The organism is Streptosporangium sp. CA-135522 (assembly GCF_050949235.1).
Lineage (GTDB): Bacteria > Actinomycetota > Actinomycetes > Streptosporangiales > Streptosporangiaceae > Streptosporangium.
In genome coordinates this window covers 793,732-818,829 of sequence record NZ_CP192026.1, presented here as the reverse complement: position 1 = coordinate 818,829, position 25,098 = coordinate 793,732, and the positions used below count along the sequence as shown (strand labels likewise).

General features: G+C 69.4%; 22 protein-coding genes and 1 pseudogene. 10 read left to right on the top strand and 13 right to left on the bottom strand.

Annotated elements, in window-relative coordinates; all coding sequences use genetic code 11:
* Positions 1–14: 14 nt before the first annotated feature.
* Together ACQPYK_RS04030 and ACQPYK_RS04025 are read left to right on the top strand one after the other, a co-directional pair.
* A complete protein-coding gene (locus tag ACQPYK_RS04030) occupies positions 15–590 on the top strand; it encodes a pyridoxamine 5'-phosphate oxidase family protein (protein WP_433250366.1) in 576 nt (191 codons plus the stop codon).
* A 437-nt stretch (positions 591–1,027) separates the two neighbouring features.
* Entirely contained in the window at positions 1,028–1,936 is a 909-nt protein-coding gene (locus ACQPYK_RS04025; protein WP_433250363.1) for a hypothetical protein, read from the top strand.
* 6 nt (positions 1,937–1,942) lie between these two features.
* On the opposite strand, the gene htpX is transcribed toward ACQPYK_RS04025, so the two are convergent.
* From htpX to ACQPYK_RS03990, 7 genes and pseudogenes are all read right to left on the bottom strand, one after another.
* The gene (htpX, locus tag ACQPYK_RS04020; protein WP_433250360.1) at positions 1,943–2,794 is read right to left on the bottom strand and encodes a zinc metalloprotease HtpX; all 852 of its coding nucleotides are present in this window, start codon (positions 2,792–2,794) and stop codon (positions 1,943–1,945) included.
* A gap of 74 nt (positions 2,795–2,868) precedes the next feature.
* Positions 2,869–4,563: an NADH-quinone oxidoreductase subunit N gene (locus tag ACQPYK_RS04015; RefSeq protein ID WP_433250357.1), complete on the bottom strand. Its 1,695-nt coding sequence runs from the start codon at positions 4,561–4,563 to the stop codon at positions 2,869–2,871.
* Positions 4,560–6,173, bottom strand: coding sequence for a complex I subunit 4 family protein (locus ACQPYK_RS04010; RefSeq protein ID WP_433250354.1), 1,614 nt, complete (start codon positions 6,171–6,173; stop codon positions 4,560–4,562). Before ACQPYK_RS04010 ends, ACQPYK_RS04015 begins: the two co-directional genes overlap by 4 nt.
* 174 nt (positions 6,174–6,347) lie before the next feature.
* Positions 6,348–8,330, bottom strand: coding sequence for an NADH-quinone oxidoreductase subunit L (locus ACQPYK_RS04005; protein ID WP_433250351.1), 1,983 nt, complete (start codon positions 8,328–8,330; stop codon positions 6,348–6,350).
* A 200-nt stretch (positions 8,331–8,530) separates the two neighbouring features.
* Positions 8,531–8,839 (bottom strand): annotated as a pseudogene (gene nuoK, locus ACQPYK_RS04000) (NADH-quinone oxidoreductase subunit NuoK); the annotation flags it as partial.
* 2 nt (positions 8,840–8,841) lie between these two features.
* The gene (locus tag ACQPYK_RS03995) at positions 8,842–9,378 is read right to left on the bottom strand and encodes an NADH-quinone oxidoreductase subunit J family protein (protein ID WP_433250348.1); all 537 of its coding nucleotides are present in this window, start codon (positions 9,376–9,378) and stop codon (positions 8,842–8,844) included.
* Complete coding sequence (locus ACQPYK_RS03990; RefSeq protein ID WP_433250345.1) at positions 9,375–10,637, bottom strand: 4Fe-4S binding protein; 1,263 nt, start codon at positions 10,635–10,637, stop codon at positions 9,375–9,377. The genes ACQPYK_RS03995 and ACQPYK_RS03990 overlap by 4 nt, the downstream gene beginning before the upstream one ends.
* 202 nt (positions 10,638–10,839) lie before the next feature.
* Between ACQPYK_RS03990 and ACQPYK_RS03985 the strand changes: the two genes are divergently transcribed.
* On the top strand, positions 10,840–12,336 hold the full coding sequence (locus ACQPYK_RS03985) for a protein kinase domain-containing protein (RefSeq protein ID WP_433250342.1): 1,497 nt from the start codon (positions 10,840–10,842) through the stop codon (positions 12,334–12,336).
* A 74-nt stretch (positions 12,337–12,410) separates the two neighbouring features.
* Here ACQPYK_RS03985 and ACQPYK_RS03980 read toward each other — a convergent pair whose 3' ends face one another.
* From ACQPYK_RS03980 to ACQPYK_RS03955, 6 genes are all read right to left on the bottom strand, one after another.
* Complete coding sequence (locus tag ACQPYK_RS03980) at positions 12,411–13,031, bottom strand: dihydrofolate reductase family protein (protein WP_433250339.1); 621 nt, start codon at positions 13,029–13,031, stop codon at positions 12,411–12,413.
* A 161-nt stretch (positions 13,032–13,192) separates the two neighbouring features.
* On the bottom strand, positions 13,193–14,137 hold the full coding sequence (locus ACQPYK_RS03975; RefSeq protein ID WP_433250336.1) for a hypothetical protein: 945 nt from the start codon (positions 14,135–14,137) through the stop codon (positions 13,193–13,195).
* Positions 14,138–14,372: 235 nt separating this feature from the next.
* Entirely contained in the window at positions 14,373–15,326 is a 954-nt protein-coding gene (nuoH, locus tag ACQPYK_RS03970; RefSeq protein ID WP_433250333.1) for an NADH-quinone oxidoreductase subunit NuoH, read from the bottom strand.
* Entirely contained in the window at positions 15,319–15,879 is a 561-nt protein-coding gene (locus ACQPYK_RS03965) for an NADH-quinone oxidoreductase subunit C (RefSeq protein ID WP_433250330.1), read from the bottom strand. The genes nuoH and ACQPYK_RS03965 overlap by 8 nt, the downstream gene beginning before the upstream one ends.
* Positions 15,876–16,397 carry an NADH-quinone oxidoreductase subunit B gene (locus ACQPYK_RS03960; protein ID WP_433250327.1) on the bottom strand — a complete coding sequence of 174 codons (522 nt, stop codon included), beginning with the start codon at positions 16,395–16,397 and terminating at the stop codon, positions 15,876–15,878. The genes ACQPYK_RS03965 and ACQPYK_RS03960 overlap by 4 nt, the downstream gene beginning before the upstream one ends.
* Positions 16,398–16,450: 53 nt before the next feature.
* Positions 16,451–16,822, bottom strand: coding sequence for an NADH-quinone oxidoreductase subunit A (locus ACQPYK_RS03955; RefSeq protein WP_433250324.1), 372 nt, complete (start codon positions 16,820–16,822; stop codon positions 16,451–16,453).
* A 167-nt stretch (positions 16,823–16,989) separates the two neighbouring features.
* Between ACQPYK_RS03955 and ACQPYK_RS03950 the strand changes: the two genes are divergently transcribed.
* The 7 genes from ACQPYK_RS03950 (at position 16,990) to ACQPYK_RS03920 (ending at position 24,970) form a co-directional block, all read left to right on the top strand.
* Positions 16,990–18,504, top strand: a complete 1,515-nt coding sequence (locus ACQPYK_RS03950) for a polysaccharide deacetylase family protein (RefSeq protein ID WP_433250321.1) — start codon at positions 16,990–16,992, stop codon at positions 18,502–18,504.
* 69 nt (positions 18,505–18,573) lie between these two features.
* Complete coding sequence (locus ACQPYK_RS03945) at positions 18,574–18,663, top strand: putative leader peptide (protein ID WP_433250316.1); 90 nt, start codon at positions 18,574–18,576, stop codon at positions 18,661–18,663.
* 258 nt (positions 18,664–18,921) lie between these two features.
* On the top strand, positions 18,922–20,775 hold the full coding sequence (locus ACQPYK_RS03940; RefSeq protein WP_433250313.1) for a 2-oxoacid:acceptor oxidoreductase subunit alpha: 1,854 nt from the start codon (positions 18,922–18,924) through the stop codon (positions 20,773–20,775).
* Positions 20,768–21,814, top strand: a complete 1,047-nt coding sequence (locus ACQPYK_RS03935) for a 2-oxoacid:ferredoxin oxidoreductase subunit beta (protein ID WP_433250310.1) — start codon at positions 20,768–20,770, stop codon at positions 21,812–21,814. Before ACQPYK_RS03940 ends, ACQPYK_RS03935 begins: the two co-directional genes overlap by 8 nt.
* A 238-nt stretch (positions 21,815–22,052) precedes the next feature.
* Entirely contained in the window at positions 22,053–23,027 is a 975-nt protein-coding gene (locus tag ACQPYK_RS03930; protein ID WP_433250306.1) for an NAD-dependent epimerase/dehydratase family protein, read from the top strand.
* A 175-nt stretch (positions 23,028–23,202) separates the two neighbouring features.
* Positions 23,203–23,868, top strand: coding sequence for a polysaccharide deacetylase family protein (locus tag ACQPYK_RS03925; protein WP_433250303.1), 666 nt, complete (start codon positions 23,203–23,205; stop codon positions 23,866–23,868).
* A gap of 178 nt (positions 23,869–24,046) precedes the next feature.
* Entirely contained in the window at positions 24,047–24,970 is a 924-nt protein-coding gene (locus tag ACQPYK_RS03920; RefSeq protein ID WP_433250300.1) for a glycosyltransferase family 2 protein, read from the top strand.
* Positions 24,971–25,098 lie beyond the last annotated feature (128 nt).

Here is a 25,098-nt window from a genome sequence, read left to right as displayed (position 1 = left end):
TTTATCTTCCCTTTATGGGGAAAATTCATGACAGGATCAGCGGCCGGCTGCGCGAGTTCATCGAGGCGCAGCCGGTCTACTTCGTCGCGACCGCCCCGGAGCAGGGCGGGCACGTCAACGTCTCCCCCAAGGGATACGCCGACACCTTCGCCGTACTCGACGACACCACGGTCGCTTACCTCGACCTGGACGGCAGCGGCGTGGAGACCATCTCCCACCTCCGCCAGAACGGCCGCATCACGATCATGTTCTGCGCCTTCTCCGGATCTCCCAACATTCTCCGCCTGTACGGCGCCGGCAGGGTGGTCGTGCCGGACGGCCCTGACTTCCCCGAGCTGATCAAGCACTTCGGCCCGCACCCCGGCGTCCGGTCGATCATCGTCGTCGACTGCGACCGCATCTCCGACTCCTGCGGCTTCTCGGTGCCGTTCATGTCCTTCGACGAGGACCGGACCCTGCTGGACGAGTGGGCGGGTCGCAAGGACGTGCAGCAGAAGCGCACCTACCGTGCCAAGAACAACCGCGAGAGCATCGACGGCATCCCCGGGCTCTCTCCGGAAGAGACCGATCCGGTCACCCAGCATTCCTGAGGGTTCCGACCTCGCAGGCCTCCTCACCCGCTGGTGACGGACGAGAGGAGGCCGGATCGGATCGCCATGACGGCTTCCGTGAGTTCGTGTGCGCCCATCGGCAGTCGCTGACGCGGACCGCGTAACGGCTTCCGTGAGTTCGTGCGCGCCCATCGGCAGTCGCTGACGCGGACCGCGTACCCGTTCACGGGAGACGCCGCCGGGTCTGGAATCTCCGCGAAGGGTCCTTCTCAAGGTCGCCGGACACCGACCGGAGCTCCTGCGGGATGGAATCACGAGGCGTACACCTGAAAGTCACCGGTGACCCGGCCGGCTCGGAAATGCCGCCCAATCCGGGCTCCGGTGACACTCCTGGTCGTACCGGCGCAATGCCTTCTCCGGCGCGTACAGTGACCGTAGGCAATGGTCCCCCTGCCGATGAGTTCAGGGGGCTCACGATGAGATTGTTCCGCCGACCGGCCGTTCTCGCCGGTGCGATCGTCGTGGCGCTGGGTGCGGGGGTGTCGTCGAAGGCGGACGACACGGCCACCGGATCTTCGGTCCGTTACGCCGGGCTGGCCGGGTGCGTCTGCGCTCCCTGGACGCTCTGGACGTGGGACGGTCAGGTGATCAAGCTCACCGACGCCCGGGTGTTCGCGGGAAAAACGGACAGGCGGCGGGCACCGCTGGCCCTGTCCCCTGACGGGGAATATGTCGCCTATTTCCGGCGAGAAGGCGGGGCGCTCGTCATCCGGGACATGTCCACGGGAAAGGTGAGCGAGGTCCCCGGGGTGCGGTGGTCGCGCGAGCTGCGCTCCACCCGGATCGACCTCGCCCCTGCCGGGCGTTACGTGGTCATGGGCAGCGGGCGGGACGACAGGATCCTCAACGCGCGCAGCGGGAAGAGCTCGACGGTACCGCCGGGCCTGCGGCCGTGGAGCTTCAGCTCCGACGGCAAGCTGATGCTCGCCGTCGACGACGAGTTCAGAGCGGGGATCTACACGACGGCCACCCTGGCCGAGAAGGGGCGCGTCCCCGTGGGGGGTGCGCTCAGCCCGGACGGCACGACCGTCGCCCACTTCACCGACGACGAATCCGCCATCGGCCTGTGGAACGTGGCGGCGGGCCGGCCCGGCAGCGGGCAGCTGATCGCGCTTCCCACCGAGAAGATCCCCACCCGGCTCCGATGGGATGGCGCCGACCACCTCGACCTGCAGATGGTCGCCTCCCAGACGATCAGGAAAAAGGTCGACATCGTCTACACCTGGTACCGGGTGGATCGGGGCTCGGGGCTCGTCCAGCTCGTGGACACCTTCACCGTGCCCGGCTCCGTCCACAATCCGATCGTCGCCGGCCTCAGCCCCTGAGCCGGGTCAACGACGGTAGCCGGCCATTCGCTCCAGCCGGGCGATGCGCTCGGCGGTGGACGGATGGGTGGAGAACATCCGGCCGAGCCCGGCGCCGCGGAAAGGATTGGCGATCATGAGGTGGGAGGCGGAGGCGATGCGGCCGTTCTCGGGGAGCGGCAACTGCCGGGCACCCATCTCGATCTTCCTCAGCGCCGAGGCGAGAGACAACGGATCACCGGTCAGCCGGGCTCCGGACTCGTCCGCCTGATACTCCCGGGATCGGGAGATGGCCATCTGGATCATTCCCGCGGCGACCGGGCCGAGCACCATCATGAGCAGGGCTCCGAGGAAACCGGGGCCCTCGTCGTCGTCCCCGCCGCCGAAGAACAGGCCGACGTAACCGAGGTAGGTGATCATCGTGGCGAGCGCGCCCGCCACCGAGGAGACCAGGATGTCGCGGTTGTAGACATGGGACAACTCGTGTCCGATGACCCCGCGCAACTCGTGCTCGTTGAGGATCTGAGTGATGCCGTAGGTCACGCAGACCGCGGCGTTGCGTGGATTGCGGCCGGTCGCGAAGGCGTTGGGCTGCATGGTCGGCGAGACGTACAGCCGGGGCATGGGCTGGCGCGCTTCGGTGGAGAGCTCACGCACGATCCGGTAGAGGGTCGGCTGCTCGACCTCGCTCACCGGTCGGGCACGCATCGCGGACAGGGCGATCCGGTCGGAGAAGAAATAGGCGACACCGTTGGTCACCAGCGCGACCAGAACTGCGATCTGCACGCCGGCGCCGCCTCCCAGCCACGCCCCCACCGCGATGATCACCGCGGACAGTGCGCCGAGAAGGACCGCGGTACGCAGACCGTTGTGGTGCACTACACCCCCCTCTCGGTTGATGCCGATTCACCAGTGCCAACGTCTTCGGCCAGGTCGAACGTTCCCGAGCGTGTTCAGCCCGAAGCGATGAAGGTCTCCGGCAGAAGGTCGAGCACCACCTGCGGGGCGGCCGAGAACACCACGGCGACGATGCCTGCCAGCACGATCGCCACGGCCACCGGCACCCATTCGGTACGGCTATCGCCGGCCGCGGGAGCCTCAGCGCCCTCGGTCACCGGAATCGGAGTGAAGATCCGCATGACCCAGGCGACGTAGTAGTAGAGCCCGATGACCGTATTGACGGCCATCACCACGGCCAGCCAGGCTCCGCCACCGTCGACGATCCCGCGGAAGACCACGATCTTGGCGAACAGCCCGGCCAGCCCCGGTGGCAGTCCGGCCAGGCAGATCAGGAAGAAGGCCAGGGCCAGGCCGGCCGCCGGGTTGCGGAACGCCAGGCCGCGATAGTCGTCGACCTCGCTGCGGGCACCGCGCCGGGACACCAGCATGACCACCGCGAACGCCCCGAGGTTCATCGCCGCGTAGAACACGAGATAGGCGATCGAGGCGCCCATGGCCTCGTCGTCGCGGACTCCCAGGGGCGCGAGGATGTAACCCGACTGAGCGACCGAGGACCAGGCGAGCAGGCGCACGGCATGGTGCTGGCGCAGAGCCAGGAGGTTGCCGACGGTCATGGTCAGCGCGGCGATGATCGCCACCAGAGGCGCCCAGACCGCGGCCTGGCCACGCAGGGCGGCGACCAGGATGAGGATCAGACCGGCGAATCCGGCGGCCTTGGAGATCACCGAGAGCAGGGCCGCCACCGGGACCGGAGCCCCCTGGTAGACGTCGCCCGCCCACGCGTGGAACGGGACCGCCGCGACCTTGAAGGCGAATCCGGCGAGCACCAGGACCACGGCCACGGTGAGCACCGGTGGCAGGTCGTGGGCGATCTGGAGTGTGGAGGTGTAGGCGTCCGAAGCCGCCCCGGCGGCGGGGGCGGCCTGCTCCGAGCCGGCCGCAGCTCCCGTGACGGGCTCCCGCAGGACCTGGGCCAGCCGGTCGAGGTAGACCGTTCCGGTCATGCCGTACAGCAGGGAGACGCCGAAGAGCATCACGGCCGTGGAGACCACGGAGACCAGGAAGAGCTTGACCGCCGCCTCCGAACTCCGGCCGTCGTAGCGTTTGAGGGCCGTGAGCGCGAAGACCGGCAGCGAGACCAGCTCCAGCGCGACCACGAGCATGACCAGATCCCGGGAGGCGGGCAGGGCGGCCGCGCCGACCAGCGTGCAGAGCAGCAGGAAATACCACTCGCCGACGGGGACGTCGCCGGAGGAGAGCTCCGCCATCGACAGCAGCACCACGATGACTCCGGCAGCCAGCGCGAGCCCCGCGAAGATCAGCGTGAAGTCGTCGACCACGAACGAGCACGGTGCCGAAGTGGCGTTGACCGGCATCCCCCGCCCTGACCAGAACTGACCCGCATCTCCTGATTCGAGAATCTTGGGGTCGAAAGCGCTGATGCCGGCCCTGGTGGGGCCGGAGAGCCCGGCGGGCACGCAGAAGGTCCGCATCGGACCGCCGCCCCGCGTGGCCTGCGCGACCACCGCCCCCAGGGCTCCCAGCACTCCGGCCAGGGTGACCGCGCCCAGCAGGGGACGCGCGTACGGTCTGTGGGGCAGGAAGGCGTCGAGAAGCAGGACGAGCCCGGCGGTGAAGGCGAGAACCAGCAGCGGCGCGACCGCGTAGTAGTCGATCGACTGGATCACGGTGCCCCCAGGAGGGTCCGAACCACCGGGCCGGTGACGAGAAGAAGCGTCTTCGGCCAGAGACCGAGCAGCAGGATCAGCGCGATCAGGGGCACCCAGGCGGCCAGCTCGTAACCGGACACGTCTCGCACGCCCGCGATCCCGACGCGCAACGCGACCTTCGGTCGGTCGCCTCCCGCCCCGCCCACCGCGGCGAGCACCGGAGCGTGAACGGTTTCGGTGGGCCGGCCATGGGTGACGCGGGAGAGCATGACCAGGAAGTAGGCGGCGGTCAGGACGGTGCCGAGACCTCCCAGGGCCATGAAGAGCAGGTAGAGCGGACGGGACAGTCCCGCGGCGGGTTCGAAGGCGCCGAAGAGAGCCAACAGCTCTCCCCAAAAGCCCGCCAGGCCGGGCAACCCGAGGGAGGCGACGCAGGCGAAGGTGAGCAGGGAACCGAGGTGCGGCAGGCGCGACAGCATGCCGCCGCCGAGCGAGGGCATGTCGGCGGTGCCGTAGCGCTCCTTGATCGCTCCGGCGACGAAGAACAGCAGCGCGGTGATCAGACCGTGGGCGATGTTGCCGAACAGGGCGCCGTTGACGCCGACCGGGGTGAGCGTCGCGAAGCCCAGCAGGACGAAGCCCATGTGACCGATGGAGGAATAGGCGATCATCCGCTTGAGGTCGCGCTGGGCCAGGCAGGCGAGGGAGCCGTAGATGATGCCGATCACCGCGAAGGCGCCCAGCCAGGGCGCCATGACCGCGGCGCCGCCGGGCAGGATCGGGATGGCGATACGGGCGAAGCCATAGGTGCCCATCTTGAGCAGAACACCCGCCAGGAGCACCGACCCGACGGTGGGCGCCTCGGTGTGGGCATCGGGCAACCAGGTGTGCAGCGGCCACATGGGGGTCTTGACCGCCAGGCCGATGCCGACGGCGACGAAGGCGAGCACCTGCACCGCGTGGGACATCCCCGTTCCCCTGGCTCGGGCGAGGACGACCATGTCAAGGGTGCCGGTCTGCGCCCAGACGAGGAGCAGACCGAGCAGAAGCACGACGGATCCGAGCAGGGTGTAGAGGATGAACTTGATCGCTGCCGCCCGCCGGGCACGTCCGCCCCAGACAGCGATCATGAAGTACATCGGGATGAGAACGACCTCGAAGAACACGAAGAACAGCAGCAGGTCGAGCGCGAGGAACGTGCCGATCATGCCCATTTCGAGGATGAGCAGCGTGAACACCAGAGCCCGGGGCCGGTTGCCGCCCGGTTCGGGCCGCAGCAGCTGCCCCGGCCGGTCGGCACGCCCCCAGCACAGGTAGACGAAGCAGAGGAAGGTCAGCAACGTGGTCAGCAGGACCAGCGGCAGTGAGATCCCGTCCATCCCGACGTGAAATCTGAGATCCAGCCCCGGAACCCAGGCCAGGTCCGTCGAAAACTGCATCCGGGCGGCGTCTGCGTAGTCGAACGCGGCGGCCAGCACCACCGACAGCGCGAACGTGACCCCGGAAACGGCCAGGCCGTGCAGCCGGAGCAGCCGCCCTGCGGCTGCGGTGTCCGCTCCGGCCGGTGCGAGCAGCGCGGCGGCTCCCGCCAGCGGCACTCCGAGGAGCGCGATCAGCACCCAGCTCATGGTCCGGTCCTCTCACCCGTCGTCGAGGTCGTGAACCGGCCGACGCGCCTGGTCGACGCGCCGAGGACGGCGCATCCGGGAAACGCGAGCAGAACGGCACTCATCGGCGCACCACCGCCGCCGGACGGATCGACGGCCGCGCCGCGACGATGGCCGGGGAGAACGACGGGAATCTCATCCGAAGATCACCGCCCCGACCGCGATGAGGAGGACGCCGGCGAGCAGGCCGGTGACGTAGAGCTGGGCGTTACCGTTCTGGGCCAGGCGCGCCAATCCCGCCAGCCCCACGGTCGCCCGGCCCGAGCCACGCACCGCGCCGTCGACCACACGATTGTCGGCGCGGGCGACCAGGCGGGCGAGTCCGAGCACGGGCCGGACGAACAGCGTGGCGTAGAGGGCATCGACGTAGAAGGCCCGCTCGCACGGGACGCGGAAGGGGCCGAGCACGCGGGCTGGATCTCCCGCAGGGTCGCTGCGCCACATCGCGTAAACCACACCGGCGCCCAGCAGTGCCACCACGACGCTGAGGGCGGCCGTGCCCCAGTGGACGCCGCCCACTCCGGCCAAGCCCAGGAGCAGGGCGGGGACGGCGAGAACGACGATCGGCCAGCGCATGGTGGCCGGCGCCTCGTGAACATCGACAACGTGCGCGATGCCCGGCGCCGGCTCGGGGAGGGCGAGAGCGGGTCGCTCGCCGAAGAAGGTCCGCAGCCAGGCACGGGTGGCATAGGCGCCGGTCACCGCGACCGTGGCCAGAGCGCAGCCGTACAACAGCAGGGCCGCCGCGTCGGTGAGCGACCCTGCGGACAGCGCGCGCTCCATGGCCACCAGCACCTCGTCCTTGCTGAAGAACCCACTGGCCGGGGGCAGTCCGATCAGTGCGGCGAAGCCGATCGTCATCGTCACGAAGGTGACGGGCAGCTCCCTTCGAAGCCCTCCCATCGCGCTCATCAGGTTGGAGCCGACGGCGTGGATCACCGCGCCGGCGCAGAGGAAGAGCAGGGCCTTGAAGGCACCGTGGGTGACGAGATGGAAGATCGCCGCGTTCTCGGACCCTGCGGCCAGGGCACCGGCCATGTAGGCGAGCTGGCTGATCGTGGAGTAGGCGAGGACGCGTTTGAGGTCGTCCTGGGCCAAGGCGGCCAGAGCGGCGCCGAGCATGCCGAGCGCGGCGAGGACCGCCAGCACGTCGAGGGTCGGGCCGGAACCGAGGAAGACCGGGTAGAGACGGGCGACGATGAAGATCCCGGCCGCGACCATGGTGGCGGCGTGGATGAGGGCACTGATCGGAGTCGGACCGGCCATCGCGTCGGGGAGCCAGACGTGCAGCGGCACCTGGGCGCTCTTGCCGGCGACTCCGGCGAGCAGCAGCATGGTCGCGGCGACGATCGTGCCGGCGGACATCTCCGGCACCTTGGCGACGACCTCGGCGATCCTGAAGCTGCCGGCCGCCGTACCGAGAACGAAGAGGCCGAACAGAAAGCCGACGTCGCCGAGCCGGGTGACCAGGAACGCTTTGACCGCCGCCCGCGAGTTGGCCCGATCCTCCCACCAGTGCCCGATCAGCAGGTAGGAGCACAGCCCCATGATCTCCCAGCCCACGTAGAGGACGATGAGGTCGGCCGCGTAGACGACCAGGAGCATGGCACTGGTGAACAGGCTGATGAACGCGCTGTAGGAGGGGTAACGCCGGTCGTCGCGCAGATATCCGACCGAGTAGATCTGCACGGCCAGCGCGACCACGGTGACCAGCACCGCGATGGAGGCGGCGAGGCCGTCGACGAGCAGTCCGACCGAGATCGGCACCGAACCCGTGTCGATGACGTCGAGCGTTCCGGTGACGCCGGCGACCCCGGGCGAACCGGTGGGCCCGGGCGAACCGGTGGGCCCGGGCGAACCGGTGGGCCCGACGGATTCGGCGGGGGCGGCGAACGGCCCGCCCCGCCCCGCGCTCGCGCCGGTCCGGTCGGCGTAGGCCAGCCAGAGGGCGAGCGCCGTGGAGATCGCGGTGGGCACGACCGCGATCCAGGCGGCCCTGCGGTTGGCGACCGCGTCGGCGGTTCCACCGCGCAGGCCCCGGGGGAATCGGGACCCCAGAAGCCCGACGATCGCCGCGGCGAACGGCAGCAGGATGGCGAGTGCGGCGACGGTGATCATGTCGTGTCCCCCGACCGCGTGACGGTTTCGGAGACGGCCTGGCCCGAGCCGGTGACGTCGGTGCGGGAGCCGGTCGGGCCCCTTGTCGAGTCCTGGGTCGAGTCCTGGGTCGGGTCCTGGGCCTGGGCCGGGTTCCGGCTCTCGGCCCGGCCGGTGGCGACGTCGGCGTGGGCGTGGGCGTGGGCGTCGGCGTGGGTGCCGGCGGGTTCGGCCAGGGCTCGGAGACGGTCGAGGTCTACGGTATTGCGATTGCGGTAGAGCGCGAGGATGATCGCGAGGCCGAGACCGACCTCCGCGGCGGCGATCACGATGACGAACAACGTGAGCACCTGGCCACCGTGCAACCGGTCGCGCAACCACACGTCGAAGGCCACCAGGTTGAGATTGACCGCGTTGAGCATGAGCTCGACGGACATGAGGACGAGGATCGTGTTGCGGCGGGCGAGCACGCCGTACACGCCGATCGAGAAGAGCAGCGCCGCCACGACGGCCGGATAGACGACGTGCAACGTCAGTCCCTCCCCCGGATGTCGGTGCGGGACAGGACGATGGCGCCGATCAGAGCGGCCAGCAGGAGAACCGAGAGCGCCTCGAACGGAAGCACCCAGTTACGAAAGATGCTGGAGCCGAGGTCCTTGGCCGAACCTCTGCCAGGCTCCAGCGGCGCGTAGGCCGTACGGAAGCCGTCGATCACCACGGTGACCAGCACGACGGCTGTGGCGACCGCCACGATCGCGGCGGCCGGTCGGTTGCGGCTGTCGAGGTCGGCGGTTCTGCCGATCGGAGCGCGAGTGAGCATGATGCCGAACAGGAGGAGGGCCACGATCGCACCGACATAGATCAGGATCTGCACCCAGGCGACGAACTCGGCCGTCAGGACCAGATAACCCCCGGCGAGTGCGCCGAAGCAGACAACCAGCCAGAGGGCGGCGTGGACGAGCTGTTTGGTGGTGACCACCAGCAGCGCCGACCCGACGGCCACCGCGCCCAGCAGCAGGAAGACGATTTCCTGCCCGGTCGGCGACAGATAGGACGGCACTTCGGTCACATCTCCTCCTCAGGCTCTCCGGTCGGGTCCGTGGAAGAATCCTGCTCTGGTTTTCCCACCGCCGGGGGCACGCCACCCTCGCCTGTGGACAACTTCTCGGCAGCCGGCTTACCTGTGGACGAGTCGTCCTTCTTCGGTAGGGCTCCCGGCGGCCGGATGGCCCGGACGTTGGCGTGTCCCGCCGAAGCCGTCCGCGCGGGCCGCGGCGGCCTCCGGCCGGACGGCGCCCCCGCCGCATCGGGCCCGCCCGCGACTCCGGACTCGCCCGCCGCACCGGGCCGGCCGGTGACGTCCGGCTTGCTCGCGGTGCCGGAGGTGCGCGTGGCCTCTGGCCCGCTCATGGTTTCGGGGGCACGCGTGGCGCCGGGTCCGTCCACCATGTCGGGATTGCCCGCTGTACCGGTCTCACCTCCCGCCGCGGACCTGCCCACCGTGCCATCCGGTGCGGTGTCACCCGGTCTGAGGGACGAACCCCGGTCGGCTCCCGGGGAGCCGGGAATCGGGCCGGCGGGCTCGGGCGCGCCGGCGGCCGTGGCGGATGAACCAGCCGTGCCGGTCGTGCCGGCCGTACCGGCCGTGTCAGCCGTACCGGTCGTGTCAGCCGTGCCGATCGTGCTTGCCATGCTGGCCGTACCGGATGAACCGGCCATGTCGGCGGGACCGGTCGGACCGGGCGTGTCGGTACCGGAGGAGCCGACGCCAGGCGCGCCGGTATCGGAGGAGCGAGGGACGGAGGCGGCGGCGCGGGGAACGCCGGGACCCGCCGGACCGGGGCGGGTGGGACGGGAAGCGGCGGCCAGTTCCTTCGGGGGGTCGGCGTTGGGCTCGTGCGCCGGAGGCGGGGGGACGGTCTGGACCCAGGCGGCGAGCTTGTCCTTCTCGTGGACGAGATTACGGATGTCGCCCTCGGCGTACTCGAACTCCGGAGACCAGAACAACGCGTCGAACGGGCAGACCTCGATGCATATCCCGCAGTACATGCACAGGGAGAAGTCGATCGCGAAGCGGTCGAGCACGTTGCGGGCACGGGGACGGCCGCCTTCGGGGGCGGGGAGGGTCTCCTTGTGGGAGTCGATGTAGATGCACCAGTCGGGGCACTCGCGGGCGCAGAGCATGCACACCGTGCAGTTCTCCTCGACCAGAGCGATCACCCCCCGGCTCCGGGGAGGCAGGTCCGGCCGAACTTCGGGATATTGCCGGGTCACCGATCTGCTCAGCATGTGGCGAAGGGTGACGGACAGCCCCTTCGCCAATCCCACTCCTGGTATCCGTGCCACAACTCAACATCATGGCGCATGGGAGTGAGCTCGGGAATGCGGTGGTCCGGCATAGAGGGATCCCCGCCCCTCCGGTTATCCACAATAGTTATCCACAGACTGTGTGTTCGATAACCGCATCCGTCTGCGGAACCGATATGGAAGAGGACTGCAAGGATCCTCAGAAATACGTATTGTTCGCGACATGTCGCACCAGTACGGCCCTGCCTGGCATCCGCAGCCGCCTCCGCGCTCCAACACGGGGTGGAGCGTGGTGTGGGCACTGGTGCCTCTGTTCACCTGCGGATTCGGCACGCCGTTCATCATGGGTCACGCCGCCTACCGCCTGCGGAGCACCACCCTGACCCTCGTCACGGTCCTCTACGGCCTCGGCATCGGGGTGTTCGTCGTCGGTGCGGTCGTCTACGGAGACTCCGACCTGATCCCGGTCTGGCTGGACACCGCACTGATGATCGGGCTGTTCGGCAACTGGCTCGGCGGCCTGGGCCACGCCCTGATCATCAGAGGGGCGGTGTTCCGGCAGCACCCACCGCGGTCCCCGTTCTCCACACCCGCCCCCTACCGGCACCCCGCCCCCCACCCGAGCCCGCTTCCCCACCCGAGCCCGCTTCCCCATCCGAACCACGCTCCCGCCCCGAACCAGATCCCCCGACCGGGTCCGGGGTCGGGACCGGGTCCGTCGGCGCCGTACCCGGCCACCGTCCCCACCGTGCCCTCGCAGCGGCAGACGGTCGCGCACCGGCCGCAGACCCACCACACCCAACCGCAACCCCACCACGGCCGGCCGCGCTACAACCCGACCCTTCACGACCCGAACCGGCCCGACCAGGTACGACACGACACGACCGGACCCGGCCGGGCCCACGACCAGGCTCACCACGGCCGGCCCCAGGGCGGCGCCCGGTCCCCCGAGGGCTGGCTGGGGCCGTACCGGCTGATCGGCAGCCTGGGCAGGGGCGGCCAGGGAACGGTCCACCTCGCGCTCACCCCGCAGGGACAGAAGGTCGCGATCAAGGTTCTGCACGAGCACTTCAACGGCAACCAGGTGGTGCGGGACCGGTTCCTGCGGGAGGTGGAGGCGACGCGCAGGGTGGCGACGTTCTCCACCGCCCGGGTGCTGGACGTCAACATCAACGACGACCAGGCCTATGTCGTCAGCGAGTACGTGGACGGCGTCTCCCTTGAGCAGCTGGTTCGCGACCAGGGCCCGCGCAACGAAGACGGGCTGACCCGGCTGGCCCTGGCCACGGCGGGCGCGCTGGCCGCGATCCACCGGGCCGGGGTGGTGCACCGCGATTTCAAGCCGGCCAACGTGCTGATCGGCGCCGACGGCCCACGAGTGATCGACTTCGGCATCGCCCGCGCTCTCGACCAGGTCACCGCGACGTCGGGCAACATCATGGGCACTCCGGCCTACATGTCCCCCGAGCAGCTCGCCGGGGGTTCCATAGGCCCGGAGTCCGACGTGTTCAGCTGGGCGGCCACCATGATCTTCGCTGCCTCCGGCCGCGTGGCCTTCGGCGAGGACACCATCCCCGCCATCCTCAACCGGGTGATCAACCACCATCCCGATCTGTCTCCCCTGCCCCGGTCACTGCGTCCGCTGGCCGCCGCCTGCCTGGACAAGCAGCCCGAAAACCGGCCCACGGCCGCCGACATCATGCTGCGGATCGTGAACTAGGCCGTTTCCCTTCCCCGCCGGCCCTGAGCACGATGCCCACCGGCGCGGTCGAGGATCCGCGCGCCGACCGGGGATCACGCCTGGGCGGCGGCACGCCGGTGTCGTAGCAGCACGACCTGGGAGTCGAACGTCCGTGACTCGACGAGTTCGAGACCTACCCGGTGGCGCTGCTGCTGGAAGGTCGGCTTGCCTCCGCCCAGGACCACCGGATGGACGAAGATCCGGTACTCGTCGATCACGCCGTGCTCGGTGAGGTGGGCGGCCAGCTCCGATCCGCCGAACAACAGCAGCGTGGCACCGGACTCCTTCAGCGCGGTCAGCTCCTCGACGACGTTCCCGCCGATCACCCGGGTGTTCCAGTCGGCCTTCTCCAGCGTGCGCGAGACCACGATCTTGGACGCCTCACGCCAGACCGGGGCGAAGGCCAGGTCGTGCTCGTGCGTCGAATACTGCTCGGCTCGCGGCCAGAAACTCGACATCATGTCCCACACCACGCGTCCGTACAGGAACACCTTGTCGTCGCCGGTCAGCTCCTGCGAGTAGGCCGACAGCTCCGGACCCATCAGCGGCCAGTCGAACTCGCCGTCGGGACCCTCGATGAAACCGTCGAGGGACTGGTGCACGAAGTGGATGAGCTTGCCCATGATGGCGCCCTGTCTCTGCGGATCTCCCGCGCCCTCGGGGCGCGCTGTCATCCGGGAGTCGGAGCCGTCGCCTGGTCCTCGACATCCGTCGACGACTTTTCTCGACTTTTCTCGGAATTCCTTCGACCCGCTCCTGCCGCGCCGGCGTCGGCCTCCTGCCGTGGCTCGGGTATCGCTCGTGTATCGCTCGGACGAGCTCCGCAGGGCACCGGCTAGGGCACCGCGTCCCGGACCTGGGCCGTCAGGGCGAGATACTCCTCGCGGCTCAGCTCGCGAGTCCGCAGGTCCAGCCCGTTGCGTACGGCGAAGCGCTCCGCCTCCTCGGGGTCCCACTGCCCCGGCAGGTGGAACAGCCCGTCTCCGGCGATCATCCCGCCCACGCCGGGCCCCGCCGAGTAGAGCAGCAGACCGGAGACGTCGATCTCGCGTGTCCTGCGCTCGGTCTCCAGCAGCAGCCGGCCGTGGACGGCCACCAGGCGGCAGCGCGGCGCGCCGTGCCGCCGGAGCACGCGACCGTCGGTCGCCCGGTCACGGGTTCGGCGCCGGCGACGGCCGATCCCGACGACGACGAGGGCCGCGACGGCGGTCACCACGGCCAGGACCAGAGCCACGACCCCGAGCAGGCTCATGCCCCTGGTGACGTCGCGGCCGGGATGCGTCATGTTGAGGACCACCAGCGTCGCGAAGGCCACGCCGTAGGCGAGCACCAGCCACATGAGCGCGTAGAGCAGCTGTTCACGCCACCAGATCTTCGGCGAGCCCATGGGCGGCCGCAGGCTTCGCACCCCCGGCACGCGCAGCCGCGGCAGCGGCGCGGCCGGACGACCCCAGGTCACCACGTGCCACCCCGGCGACCTGCGAGCGAGCGCGATGCGCGCCTCCTCCCCCGTGGCGAAGCGCCGCAGCTCGAATCCCAGGCCGTTCTCCCGGGCGAACTCCTCCACCTCGCGGCGCGAGCGGGAGCCGGGCGCTTCCATCATCACCAGGCCGGACTCGTCCAGCACCGCCAGGCCGTATCTCGTCCTGCCCCGGCCCGGGTAGCCGAACAAGAGCAGCGTGCTCGCCCGGTCCCGGCCGACGAGCGGCAGCCGTGCCGGCGGATGCTCCGGCACCTCGACGACCAGGTCGTCATTCTCCACGGCGAGCGCGAGAGTCATGCGTTCCGTCCTTGGCCTGTGATGTCACATACGGGTGTTCCTCCTTGCCCGGCGCGCACGCTTCGAACGTGTCCGGAGGGCACGCTTCGAACACGGGCCCGTCTTCCACGGCGAGGCGAAGCGCCGGTCCATCTTGTACGGCGAAGCGGCGCGCGCCGGCGATCCGCCACGCCCATCCGTAGATCACTCCGCCACGCCCGTCCGGAGATCACGACGGCGACGAGATCGTCCCGCGTCATCCCGCGAGAACTTTGACGACTCCCGTCAGGGCGAGCTGGACCAGCGCCAGCGGCACCAGACCGACCCAGGCGAGCTTCTGCAACTGGTCCTCGCGGAGCCGGGGGAAGCTCACCCGGACCCAGATCACCACGAAGACCAGGGCGAAGACCTTGATGAGCATCCACACCGGTCCGGGCAGGAAAGGTCCGTGCCAGCCGCCCAGGAACAGCACGCTGGTCAGCGCGGAGACGACGATGATCCCGGCGTATTCGGCCAGCATGAACAGCGCGAACCTGATCCCGGCGTATTCGGTCAGCGGACCCATGATGATCTCCGAGTCCGCGATCGGCATGTCGAACGGCGGCCGGCGCAGCTCGGCGAGCCCCGCCACGAAGAAGATCACACCGCCGATCGCCTGCCAGGGCAGCCACCACCACTGCCAGGACTCCACGATGCCCGGCAGGGACAGCGTGCCCGCAGCCATCGCGACGCTGGAGGCCGCCAGGACCAGCGGCAGCTCGTAGGACATGAGCTGGGCCGCCGAGCGTATCCCGCCCAGGACCGAGTATTTGTTCCCCGACGACCACCCGGCCATGATCGAGCCGAGGACGCCGACCCCCATCACGGCCAGGACGAAGAACAGGCCGGCGTCCAGGTCCACTCCGACCAGGCCCGGACCGACCGGGATGACGGCCATCACCACAAGGTAGGGGATCAGCGCCACCCCCGGTGCCAGGGCGAAGACGCGGCGGTCGGCGGCGGCCGGGATCACGTCCTCCTTCTGGACGAACTTGATCCCGTCCGCGATGAGCTGGGCCCAGCCGTGGAAGCCCCCGGCGTACATCGGGCCCAGGCGCGCCTGCATGTGCGCCATGACCTTGTGCTCGGTCTGCCCGGCCACCAGCGGCAGCACGAGGAAGACGACGACGATCCCGACGAGCCGGACGGCGGCGTCGAACACCTCAGCCATCACGCCCCCAGTCGGCGGGCACGCCCGGCGGGAGGGTCTTGCGGCGGCTCGGCGAGCCGTGGTCGGACTCGCCGGGCTCCTTGGCGCCCGGCCAGGCCTTGGCGACCCGGGCGGCCAGCACGAAGTCCTTGCGCAGCGGGAAGCCCTCGAAGCCGTCGGGCAGCAGCAGCGGGATCAGGTTCGGATGCCCGTCGAAGATCACACCGAACATCTCGAAGGTCTCGCGCTCGTGCCAGTCGGCGCCCCGGAAGACGCCGACCGCGCTGGGCAGCCGGGGGTCGGCGCGCGGAATCCGGGTTCGCAGCAGCAGGCGCGCGTGCGAAACGGGGTCGAAGACGTGGGCGACGATCGAGAACCCGTCCGGCGGGTCGTCCACCGCGGTCAGCCAGTCGAAGAACTCGTAGCCCTCGGATCGGGCGGACTCCAGCAGGTCGATCCAGTCATCGGCCTGGACGTCCACCGTGATCTCGCCGAACGACTCCGACACCTGGGCGCGCGGGCCGTACCGTTCGCGGAGGGCGTCCGGCCCCGTCGTCGCCTCACCGTCGCTCATGTGCTCGGCTCCTCACGGGAGAGAACGTAGCGGTCACCCAGGTTCTCGGCGGCGATCTTCTCCTGGAGCATCATGATGCCGTGCAGCAGCGCCTCTGGCCGGGGCGGGCAGCCGGGGACGTAGACGTCGACCGGGATGATCTGATCGACGCCCTTGGTCACGCAGTAGGAGTCCCAGTAGGGGCCGCCGGAGTTGGAGCAGGCACCGAAGGAGATCACGTATTTGGGGTCGGGCATCTGTTCGTACAGCCGCTTGACCGCGGGGGCCATCTTGTCGGTCACCGTACCCGAGACGATCATCAGATCTGCCTGCCGCGGGCCGTTGGCGAAGGGGATGACCCCGAACCTGATGAAGTCGTGCCGGCTCATCGAGGTCGCGATGAACTCGATCGCGCAGCAGGCCAGGCCGAAGTTGAACGCCCACAACGAGTAGCGCCGTCCCCAGTTGAGGATGAAGCGCATGGGCTTGGGCGCCAGCCGGGAGGCCGGCCCCACCGTGGGCATCGGAAGGTCCGCCATGACACTCATTCTCCTTCAGTGTCGACGGTCTGGCTCGCCCGGCCCCGCCGATGTCAGGTCCAGGTGAGCACGCGTTTGCGCCAGGCGTAGAGAATCCCCAGCGCGATGAAGCCCAGGAAGACGAACATCTCCACCAGTGTGGTCATCCCGAAGCCGGGGGCGGAGAAGACGGTCGCCCAGGGGAAGAGGAAGACCGCGTCGACCGCGAACACCACGTAGAGGTAGGTGAAGACGTAGTAGCGGACCTGAGACTGGGCCCAGTCCCCGCCGACCGGGTCGACGCCGCATTCGTAGGTGAGCAGCTTCTCGGGAGTCGGGCGGTGCGGGCGGAGCAGCCGGTTGACCGACAGCGCCCCCACGACGATCAGCACGCCGATCGCGAACAGCGCGAGGACCACCGCGTAGGAGCCGAAATACCCGCCCATGGATCCTCCCCGAGAGCCCTGCCGAACGGGGCCTCACCACTCACCTATAGCAGTATCCGCCACGCTCGTCACCCGGTGGGAACACCAAACCTTGAGGGATCAAAACCTTCTCCCGATTAACCCCAAAGGGCAGCAAAAAGCCCAATTCACCATCTACCGTGACACTCATGCCCAAATTGCGGTTCTTCGGAGGAATCGCGCTAGTCGCCGCAACCATAACCGGATGCGGCACGGCCGCTCTCTCCCCCACCATGGAGCGCCCCCTCCCCTCCGAGCCGACGATGATCAACTATGTGGACCCGGCGTGGGTCCACGGGCTCGACATCCGCAACGTGAGCAGAGGCGACTCCGACGATCGCCGCGAGCACGTGACCTACCCCGCGTTCGACGACGCCCCCTACCTCACCGAGAAGCTCCGCCGGACGGTCGTCGGCCAGCTCGACCGTTTCACCCGGGACGCCTCCATGAACAGCACCCTCCGCTCGGAGTTCAACGTGGACTGGCAGCTCACGGCCGCGTCCGACGAGGTGTACGGCGTGCGGCTGCGCATCGGCGAGTCCACCGGGAGTGGATGGTCCGAGGCCCGCACCACCGTCTGGTACGACCGGACGGACCGGCGCGCCCTGGACTCCAGCGCCCTGATCAGAGACGACGCCGCGCTGGCAGAGCTGGCCGGGCTCGTCGGCGATAAACTGGCCGACCGCGGACCGCAGGTGGATCCGCACGCGGTCAGGCCTGACCCGAAGCTGTTCGACTCCATCGGCTTCAACCCTCACGGCGATCTCGTCGCGGAGTTCGACGACTACCAGGTGGGGGGAGGCTCCCTCGGCCGCGTGGCGGTGGCCGTACCGGCCTTCGACGCGGAGCCGCTGCTGTCGGCGACCGGGATGCGCGCGCGGCGGGCGGCCATGGTGCGGTCGCAGACGCCGCCGATGGGATCGGACGAGTCCATCCAGGCGGCGAGCAGGGCCAAGCCGCCGGCGCGCAGCTCCAGGGCCGGCAGCGTGGACTGCGCGCGCGCCAAGTGCATCGCGCTGACCTACGACGACGGGCCCGGTCCGAACACCGGGCGGCTGCTGGACGTCCTGCGCGAGAAGGACGCCAGGGCGACTTTCTTCTGTGTCGGCTCCAACGCCTCCGTCCGCCCCGATCTGCTGCGGCGGATGCGGCAGGAGGGCCACCTCGTCGCCAACCACACCTGGTCCCACCGTGACCTGACCGCCCTGCCCGGCAGCAGGATCGCCGACCAGATCAACCTCGGCCAGTACGCGATCACCCAGGCGATCTGGCAGGTTCCGACGCTGGTGCGCCCGCCGTACGGCGCGAGCAACCTCCAGGTCGCATCCGTGGCGCGCAGGCTGGGCCTGTCGGTGGTCCGGTGGAGCGTCGACACCGAGGACCGCAACGATCCCAACCCCCGTGCCATCGCCGACCGGGCCGTCTCCCAGGCCAAGCCGGGAGCGATCGTCCTCCTGCACGACATCAACGGCTCGACCGTCGACGCCACTCCCGAGATCTTGCGGCGACTGGCGAAGAAGGGCTACACCTTTGTCACGGTCCCCGAGCTGTACGGCCCGGGCGGCATGCAGCCGGGCCGGGCCTACGACTCAGCCGCCTCCGGCGCCAGCACGGGCGAGTCCGGTATCGTCACGCGTGCGCTCGAGAAGCAGACAATGCCATAACCTGCGGCTATGACCACATAGCCGGAGGCGATGAGGCCGGCTTCCCGGTGAGACATATAGTTAGGCATCGTGACGTCAACTGTCCTCTTCGGCCGCCTGCACGTGGATCTGTGCCGGCTCGCTGCCGGGCTGTGTCGGGCCAACCGTCCGCGACCGTGACCCCACACGGGCCGCGCCACCCTGCCGCGCCCGTGGCTCCGGCGCCCAGGCCCCCGGCGGCTGCCGAAGATGTGCGACACACGTCACCTTCCTCCGCCGAGTGGAGCGCGAAAGATGCCGAAGGGATCGCGGGAGATCACGCGTGACTTCGAGGAATCTAGCAACGCGAAAGATTACGCGTCACTCCGAGGGATCTAGCATGGAAATAAGAACGCGCAACCAGCAACGGCGCCCTGCCGCGTCGAGGAGGACCGAGCTGTGACCAAGCAGGTTCAGCAACTCGACCGCGTGATCATCCGGTTCGCCGGAGACTCCGGTGACGGCATGCAGCTGACCGGTGATCGATTCACCGCGGGAACCGCGGAGTTCGGCAACGACCTGTCGACTCTTCCCAACTTCCCGGCCGAGATCCGCGCACCCGCAGGAACCCTGCCGGGTGTGTCGAGCTTCCAGCTCCACTTCGCCGACCACGACATCCTCACGCCGGGTGACGCCCCCAACGTGCTGGTCGCGATGAACCCCGCCGCCCTGAAGGCCAACCTCGGCGACCTGCCGCGGGGCGCCGACATCATCGCCAACACCGACGAGTTCACCAAGCGCAACCTGCAGAAGGTGGGCTACGACGGCAGCCCCCTGGAGGACGACTCGCTCGCCGAGTGGCGCGTCCACCCGGTGCCGCTGACCTCGCTGACCGTCAAGGCGCTGGAGGGCTTCGAGCTGTCCAAGAAGGACGCCGAGCGCTCCAAGAACATGTTCGCCCTCGGGCTGCTGAGCTGGCTCTACCACCGGCCGACCGAGGCGACGATCAAGTTCCTGGAGAACAAGTTCGCCAAGAAGCCCGACATCGCCAAGGCCAACATCGCGGCCTTCCAGGCGGGCTGGAACTACGGTGAGACCACCGAGTCCTTCTCGGTCTCCTACGAGGTCAAGCCGGCCCCGCTGGCCCCCGGCGTCTACCGCAACATCTCCGGCAACCAGGCGCTCGCCTACGGCCTGATCGCCGCCTCCGTGCAGTCGAAGCTGCCGCTGTTCCTCGGGTCCTACCCCATCACCCCGGCCAGCGACATCCTGCACGAGCTGTCCAGGCACAAGCGGTTCGGCATCCGCACCTTCCAGGCCGAGGACGAGATCGCCGGCGTCGGCGCGGCGCTGGGCGCCGCCTTCGGCGGGGCGCTCGGCGTCACCACGACCTCCGGGCCCGGTGTGGCGCTGAAGGCCGAGACCGTCGGCCTCGCGGTGACCACCGAGCTGCCGCTGATCGTGGTCGACGTGCAGCGTGCGGGGCCGAGCACCGGCATGCCCACCAAGACCGAGCAGACCGACCTGCTGATGGCCATGTACGGCCGCAACGGCGAGTCCCCGCTGCCGATCGTGGCGCCGTCCACCCCGTCCGACTGCTTCGACGCGGCCATCGAGGCGGCCCGCCTCGCGGTGAAATACCGCACACCGGTCATGCTGCTGTCCGACGGCTACCTCGCCAACGGCTCCGAGCCGTGGAAGGTGCCCAGCGCGGCCGAGCTGCCGGACATCTCCATCGAGTTCGCCTCCGGGCCCAACGGCGACGACGGCGTGACCTTCCTGCCGTTCAAGCGCGACACCGAGACCCTGGCCCGGCCATGGGCCATCCCCGGCACCGCGGGCCTGGAGCACCGGATCGGCGGCATCGAGAAGGCCGACGGCGCCGGCAACATCTCCTACGACCCCAACAACCACGACCGGATGGTCCGCCTCCGCCAGGCGAAGATCGACGGGATCGCCCACGACATTCCGCCGCTGGAGGTCGACGACCCGGACGGCGACGCCCGCGTCCTGGTCATCGGCTGGGGCTCCACCTACGGCCCGATCGCGGCGGCCGTACGGCGGATCAGGAAGTCCGGCGGCAAGGTCGCCCAGGCTCACCTGCGCCACCTCAACCCGCTTCCGGCCAACACCGGCGAGGTCCTGCGGGCCTACGACAAGGTGTTGCTCCCCGAGATCAACCTCGGCCAGCTCGCGCTGCTGCTCCGCGCCCGTTTCCTGGTCGACATCATCAGCTACAACCGTGTGCGCGGGCTTCCGTTCAAGGCCGAGGAGCTGGCCGGCGTGATTCAGGACGTGATCGACAGTGAGTGAGATTGCCAACGGCAGGGGCCTGTCCCTGGTCCCGAAGTCCGATGTCAAGCTGGGGATGAAGGACTTCAAGTCCGACCAGGAGGTCCGCTGGTGCCCCGGGTGCGGTGACTACGCGATCCTGGCCGCCGTCCAGTCCTTCGTTCCCGAGCTCGGCCTCAAGCGCGAGAACATGGTGTTCGTCTCGGGCATCGGCTGCTCGTCCCGGTTCCCGTACTACATGAACACCTACGGGTTCCACTCGATCCACGGCCGTGCCCCGGCGATCGCGACCGGCCTGGCCGCCTCGCGCCCCGACCTGTCGGTGTGGGTGATCACCGGTGACGGCGACGCGCTGTCCATCGGCGGCAACCACCTGATCCACGCGCTGCGCCGCAACGTCAACCTGAACATCCTGCTGTTCAACAACAGGATCTACGGCCTGACCAAGGGCCAATACTCTCCCACCTCGGAGATCGGCAAGATCACGAAGTCCACCCCGATGGGCTCGCTGGACAAGCCGTTCAACCCGATCTCGCTGGCGATCGGCGCCGAGGCCTCCTTCGTGGCCCGGACCATCGACTCCGACCGCAAGCACCTGCAGTCGGTGCTGCGCGAGGCCGCCGAGCACCGGGGCACCTCTCTGGTGGAGATCTACCAGAACTGCAACATCTTCAACGACGGTGCCTTCGACCAGCTGAAGGACCCGGAGCAGCGTGACGACATCACGCTGCGCCTGGAGCACGGTCAGCCGATCGTCTCGGCCTCCAAGGCGGTACGACGGTCGGCCGACGGCGGCATCGAGGTCGTCGCGCGCTCGGAGGTGAGCGAGGAGGAGATCCTCGTCCACGACGCCCACCGCGCCGACCCGTCACTGGCCTTCGCTCTGTCGCGCCTCGACGAGCCCGCCTTCGAGCACGTCCCGATCGGCGTGTTCCGCAACGTGGAGCGCCCGTCCTATGACGAGCTGATGGCCAGGCAGTTGGAGGACGCCACCGCCGAGGGCGGCCGGGGCGACCTCGACGACCTGCTGCTCGCCGGGGACACCTGGCGCATCGGCTGACAGCATCGACCCAGCGCCGACTGACAGCGCCGGCTGACAGGGCGACTGACAGCGCCGGTCGAAGGGCAAGACGACGATGAGGGCCGTTCAGGTGAGCGGCCCTCATCGGTTTTCCGCCGTAAAATCGATATTGCCCGTCCCGCCACGCGGGACAAGGTATGAAATGCATGGGCCTACCGGCCAGGTCTGCCAGCGAGAGCGTCCGACATGACTCGTTAGACACACGAGGAGAACGCCCATGCTCACCGTCCCCGCGCCCGGCGACATCCATGCCCCCGAACAGGAAGGTCCCGGCTGGTACGGCATGCGCGTACTGGTGACAGGCGCCACCGGGTTCATCGGAGCCCATCTGGTGCGACGTCTGGGCTCGCTCGGAGCCCAGGTCCACGCGGTCAGCCGCAAGCCCCGGGAGAAGACCGGCCGGGGCGAGACCTGGCACGTGGCCGACGTCAGCGACGCGGACGCGATCGAGAACCTGGTCCGCTCCACCCGTCCGGCTGTCGTGTTCCATCTGGCCAGCGAGGTCGCCGGCGCCAGAGACCCGCGGCTGGTCCGGCCGATGCTGGAGAGCAACCTGGCCAGTGTGGTCAACCTCCTGACGGCGGTCGCCGACAGCCCGGGCACCCGGGTGGTGCTCGCCGGGTCGTTGGAGGAGCCCCGGCCGGGCGAGGGAGAGGCGGCGCCGTCCTCGCCCTACGCCGTCGCCAAATGGGCCGCAAGCGGCTACGCACGGATGTTCCATCACCTCTGGGACATCCCGGTGACCACCCTGCGCATCGGGATGGTCTACGGGCCGGGCCAGCAGGACACCAGGAAGCTGGTCCCCTACGTGACGCTCTCGCTGCTGCGCGGCGAGGAACCCCGCCTGAGCAGTGGAACCCGCCAGCTGGACTGGGTCTACGTCGACGACGTGGTCGACGCCCTCGTCGCCGCGGGACGGGTCCCCGAGGCCGCCGGTCAGAGCCTCGACATCGGCACGGGCACCCGGACGTCCATCCGGGACACCGTGGAGCTGCTGGGCCGGATCGTCGGCAGCTCGCTGCGCCCCCGGTACGGCGCGATCTCCGACCGCCCGCTGGACAGCGCCCGGATCGCCGACATCGCCCCGGCCGCCGAGGTGCTCGGTTGGCGTCCCGTCACCGGGCTGGATGAGGGCCTCCGGCTGACGGCGGCCTGGTACGCCGACCGCCTGCGGCGCGACGCCTCGGCGTGACGTCACGCCGGGACGTCTTGGCGAGACGCCTTGGCGAGACGGAACGCCGCAGGAGCCGGTGTCCCGCGGCGCCCCGGCGTAACGGAACGTCGCGGGAGCCGATATCCACGGGAAGCGGAACACCGTTCGGCGCCCTTCCTCCGAGCGGGGCGCCGGACCAGAAACGAGGACACGGGTGGATACGGTCGTCAACCTCACGGTGCACGGCATCGGCCCGACCAGCCGTGAGCTCGACCCGGGCGAGGACACGACCTGGGTCAGCGTCGAGCAGTTCGAGCAGGTTCTCGACGCGGCGATTGGCCGCCAGGATGTCCGCATCACCTTCGACGACGGCAACGCCTCGGATGTGGAGATCGCCCTGCCGCGGCTGCTCGAACGCGGCCTGACCGCGGAGTTCTTCGTGTTGGCCGGGCTTCTCGGCCGGCCGGGCAGGCTGGACGCGGACGGGGTCCGAGAGCTGGTGGCGGCGGGCATGCAGGTGGGTTCGCACGGCTGGGCGCACCGCGACTGGCGGCGGCTGGACGACGACCAGGCGGGTGAGGAGATCGCCGGCGCCAACCGGCTTCTCACCGAGCTCACCGGACGGCCGGTGTCGAGGGTGGCCATCCCGTTCGGGTCCTACGACAGACACGTGCTCGGCAGGCTGAGGCGAGCGGCGGTGACCTGTGCCTACACCAGTGACGGAGGACGCGCCCGGCCGGGTTCGTGGCTGCAGCCGCGTAACAGCCTGCGCCACGACATCGACGCCACGTGGGCTCCGCGGGTCATCGACGGAACGCCTCCGCTGCCGCTTCGCGCCCGCCGGGTCGCCGCGCGGGCCTTCAAGCGCGCCAGGGGCTGAGCCGGTGTGCTCGCCGACGCGCCCGGTGATCTCCCGGGATTCGGAGCCGGCGTGCTCGCCGGTGGACCGTTGGTGATCTCCCGGGATTCGGAGCCGGCGTGCTCGCCGGTGAGCCGTGGTGATTTCTCGGGATTTGGAACGTGGTAACGACACCCCCGAGCCTGACGATGACGCATATATGACACCTGGTACCCCCCGGATCGCCGTAGTGATCGTCACATACAACAGCGCGGAGGTACTCGAAGGCTGTCTGGGTTCCCTCGCCGAGGGCGCCCAGGGCGTGGATCTCGCCCATGTCGTCGTAGCCGACAACGCCTCCAGGGACGACTCGCTGGGGATCGCGGAGAAGGCGGTCGAGCTCCCCATTCGTACGGTCCAGCTCGGCCGGAACGCCGGTTACGCCGCGGCGGTCAACGCGGGCATCAAGACGGTGGACATCCGGGAGCTCGACGCGGTGTTCGTGATCAATCCTGACTGCAGGCTGCGGCCGGGCGCGCTCGCCTCGCTCGCCGGCGTCCTGCGGCAGCCGGGGTGCGGCATCGCCGTACCGCGCCTGGTCAATCCGGACGGCAGCCTGCAGCCCTCTCTACGGAGGATGCCCACCGTACGCAGGGCCCTGGTGGAGGCGGTGATCGGCGGAAACCTGGCCGGCCGGATCGGCACTCTCGGCGAACTGGTCACCGACCCCCGGGAGTACGAGCGGCCCGGTGTCGCGGCCTGGGCGACCGGCGCGGCCATGCTCGTCTCCACCGACGTCATCAGGGAGATCGGCCCGTGGGACGAATCCTTCCTGCTCTACAGCGAAGAGACCGAATTCGCGCTGCGTGCCGCTGACCGGGGCTGGACACTCTGGTACGAACCGGCATCGGTGGTCGAGCACATCGGCGGCGACTCGGGGATCAACCCCACCCTCGCCGCGCTGCTCATCGTCAACAAGGTGAAGCTGTTCCGCCGGCGGCGGAGCACACCCGCCTCGTCGGTCTACTATCTCGCGGTCGTCCTCGGCGAGGGACTGCGCGCGCTCGCGGGACGCCGTACGTCGAAGGCGTCGGTCGTGGCGCTGCTCAGGCCGTCGCGCCGGCTCCAGAAGCTCGCGGACTGACCCGACCGCCGACGAGGGGAACGACAATGACCATGTCCGAGAGCGAAGCATCCGGCGAGCCGGACGGATCCGAGCCCGCCGGGCTCGCGACGGCAAGGGCCACACCCGTGGCAGACACAGCGGGCACG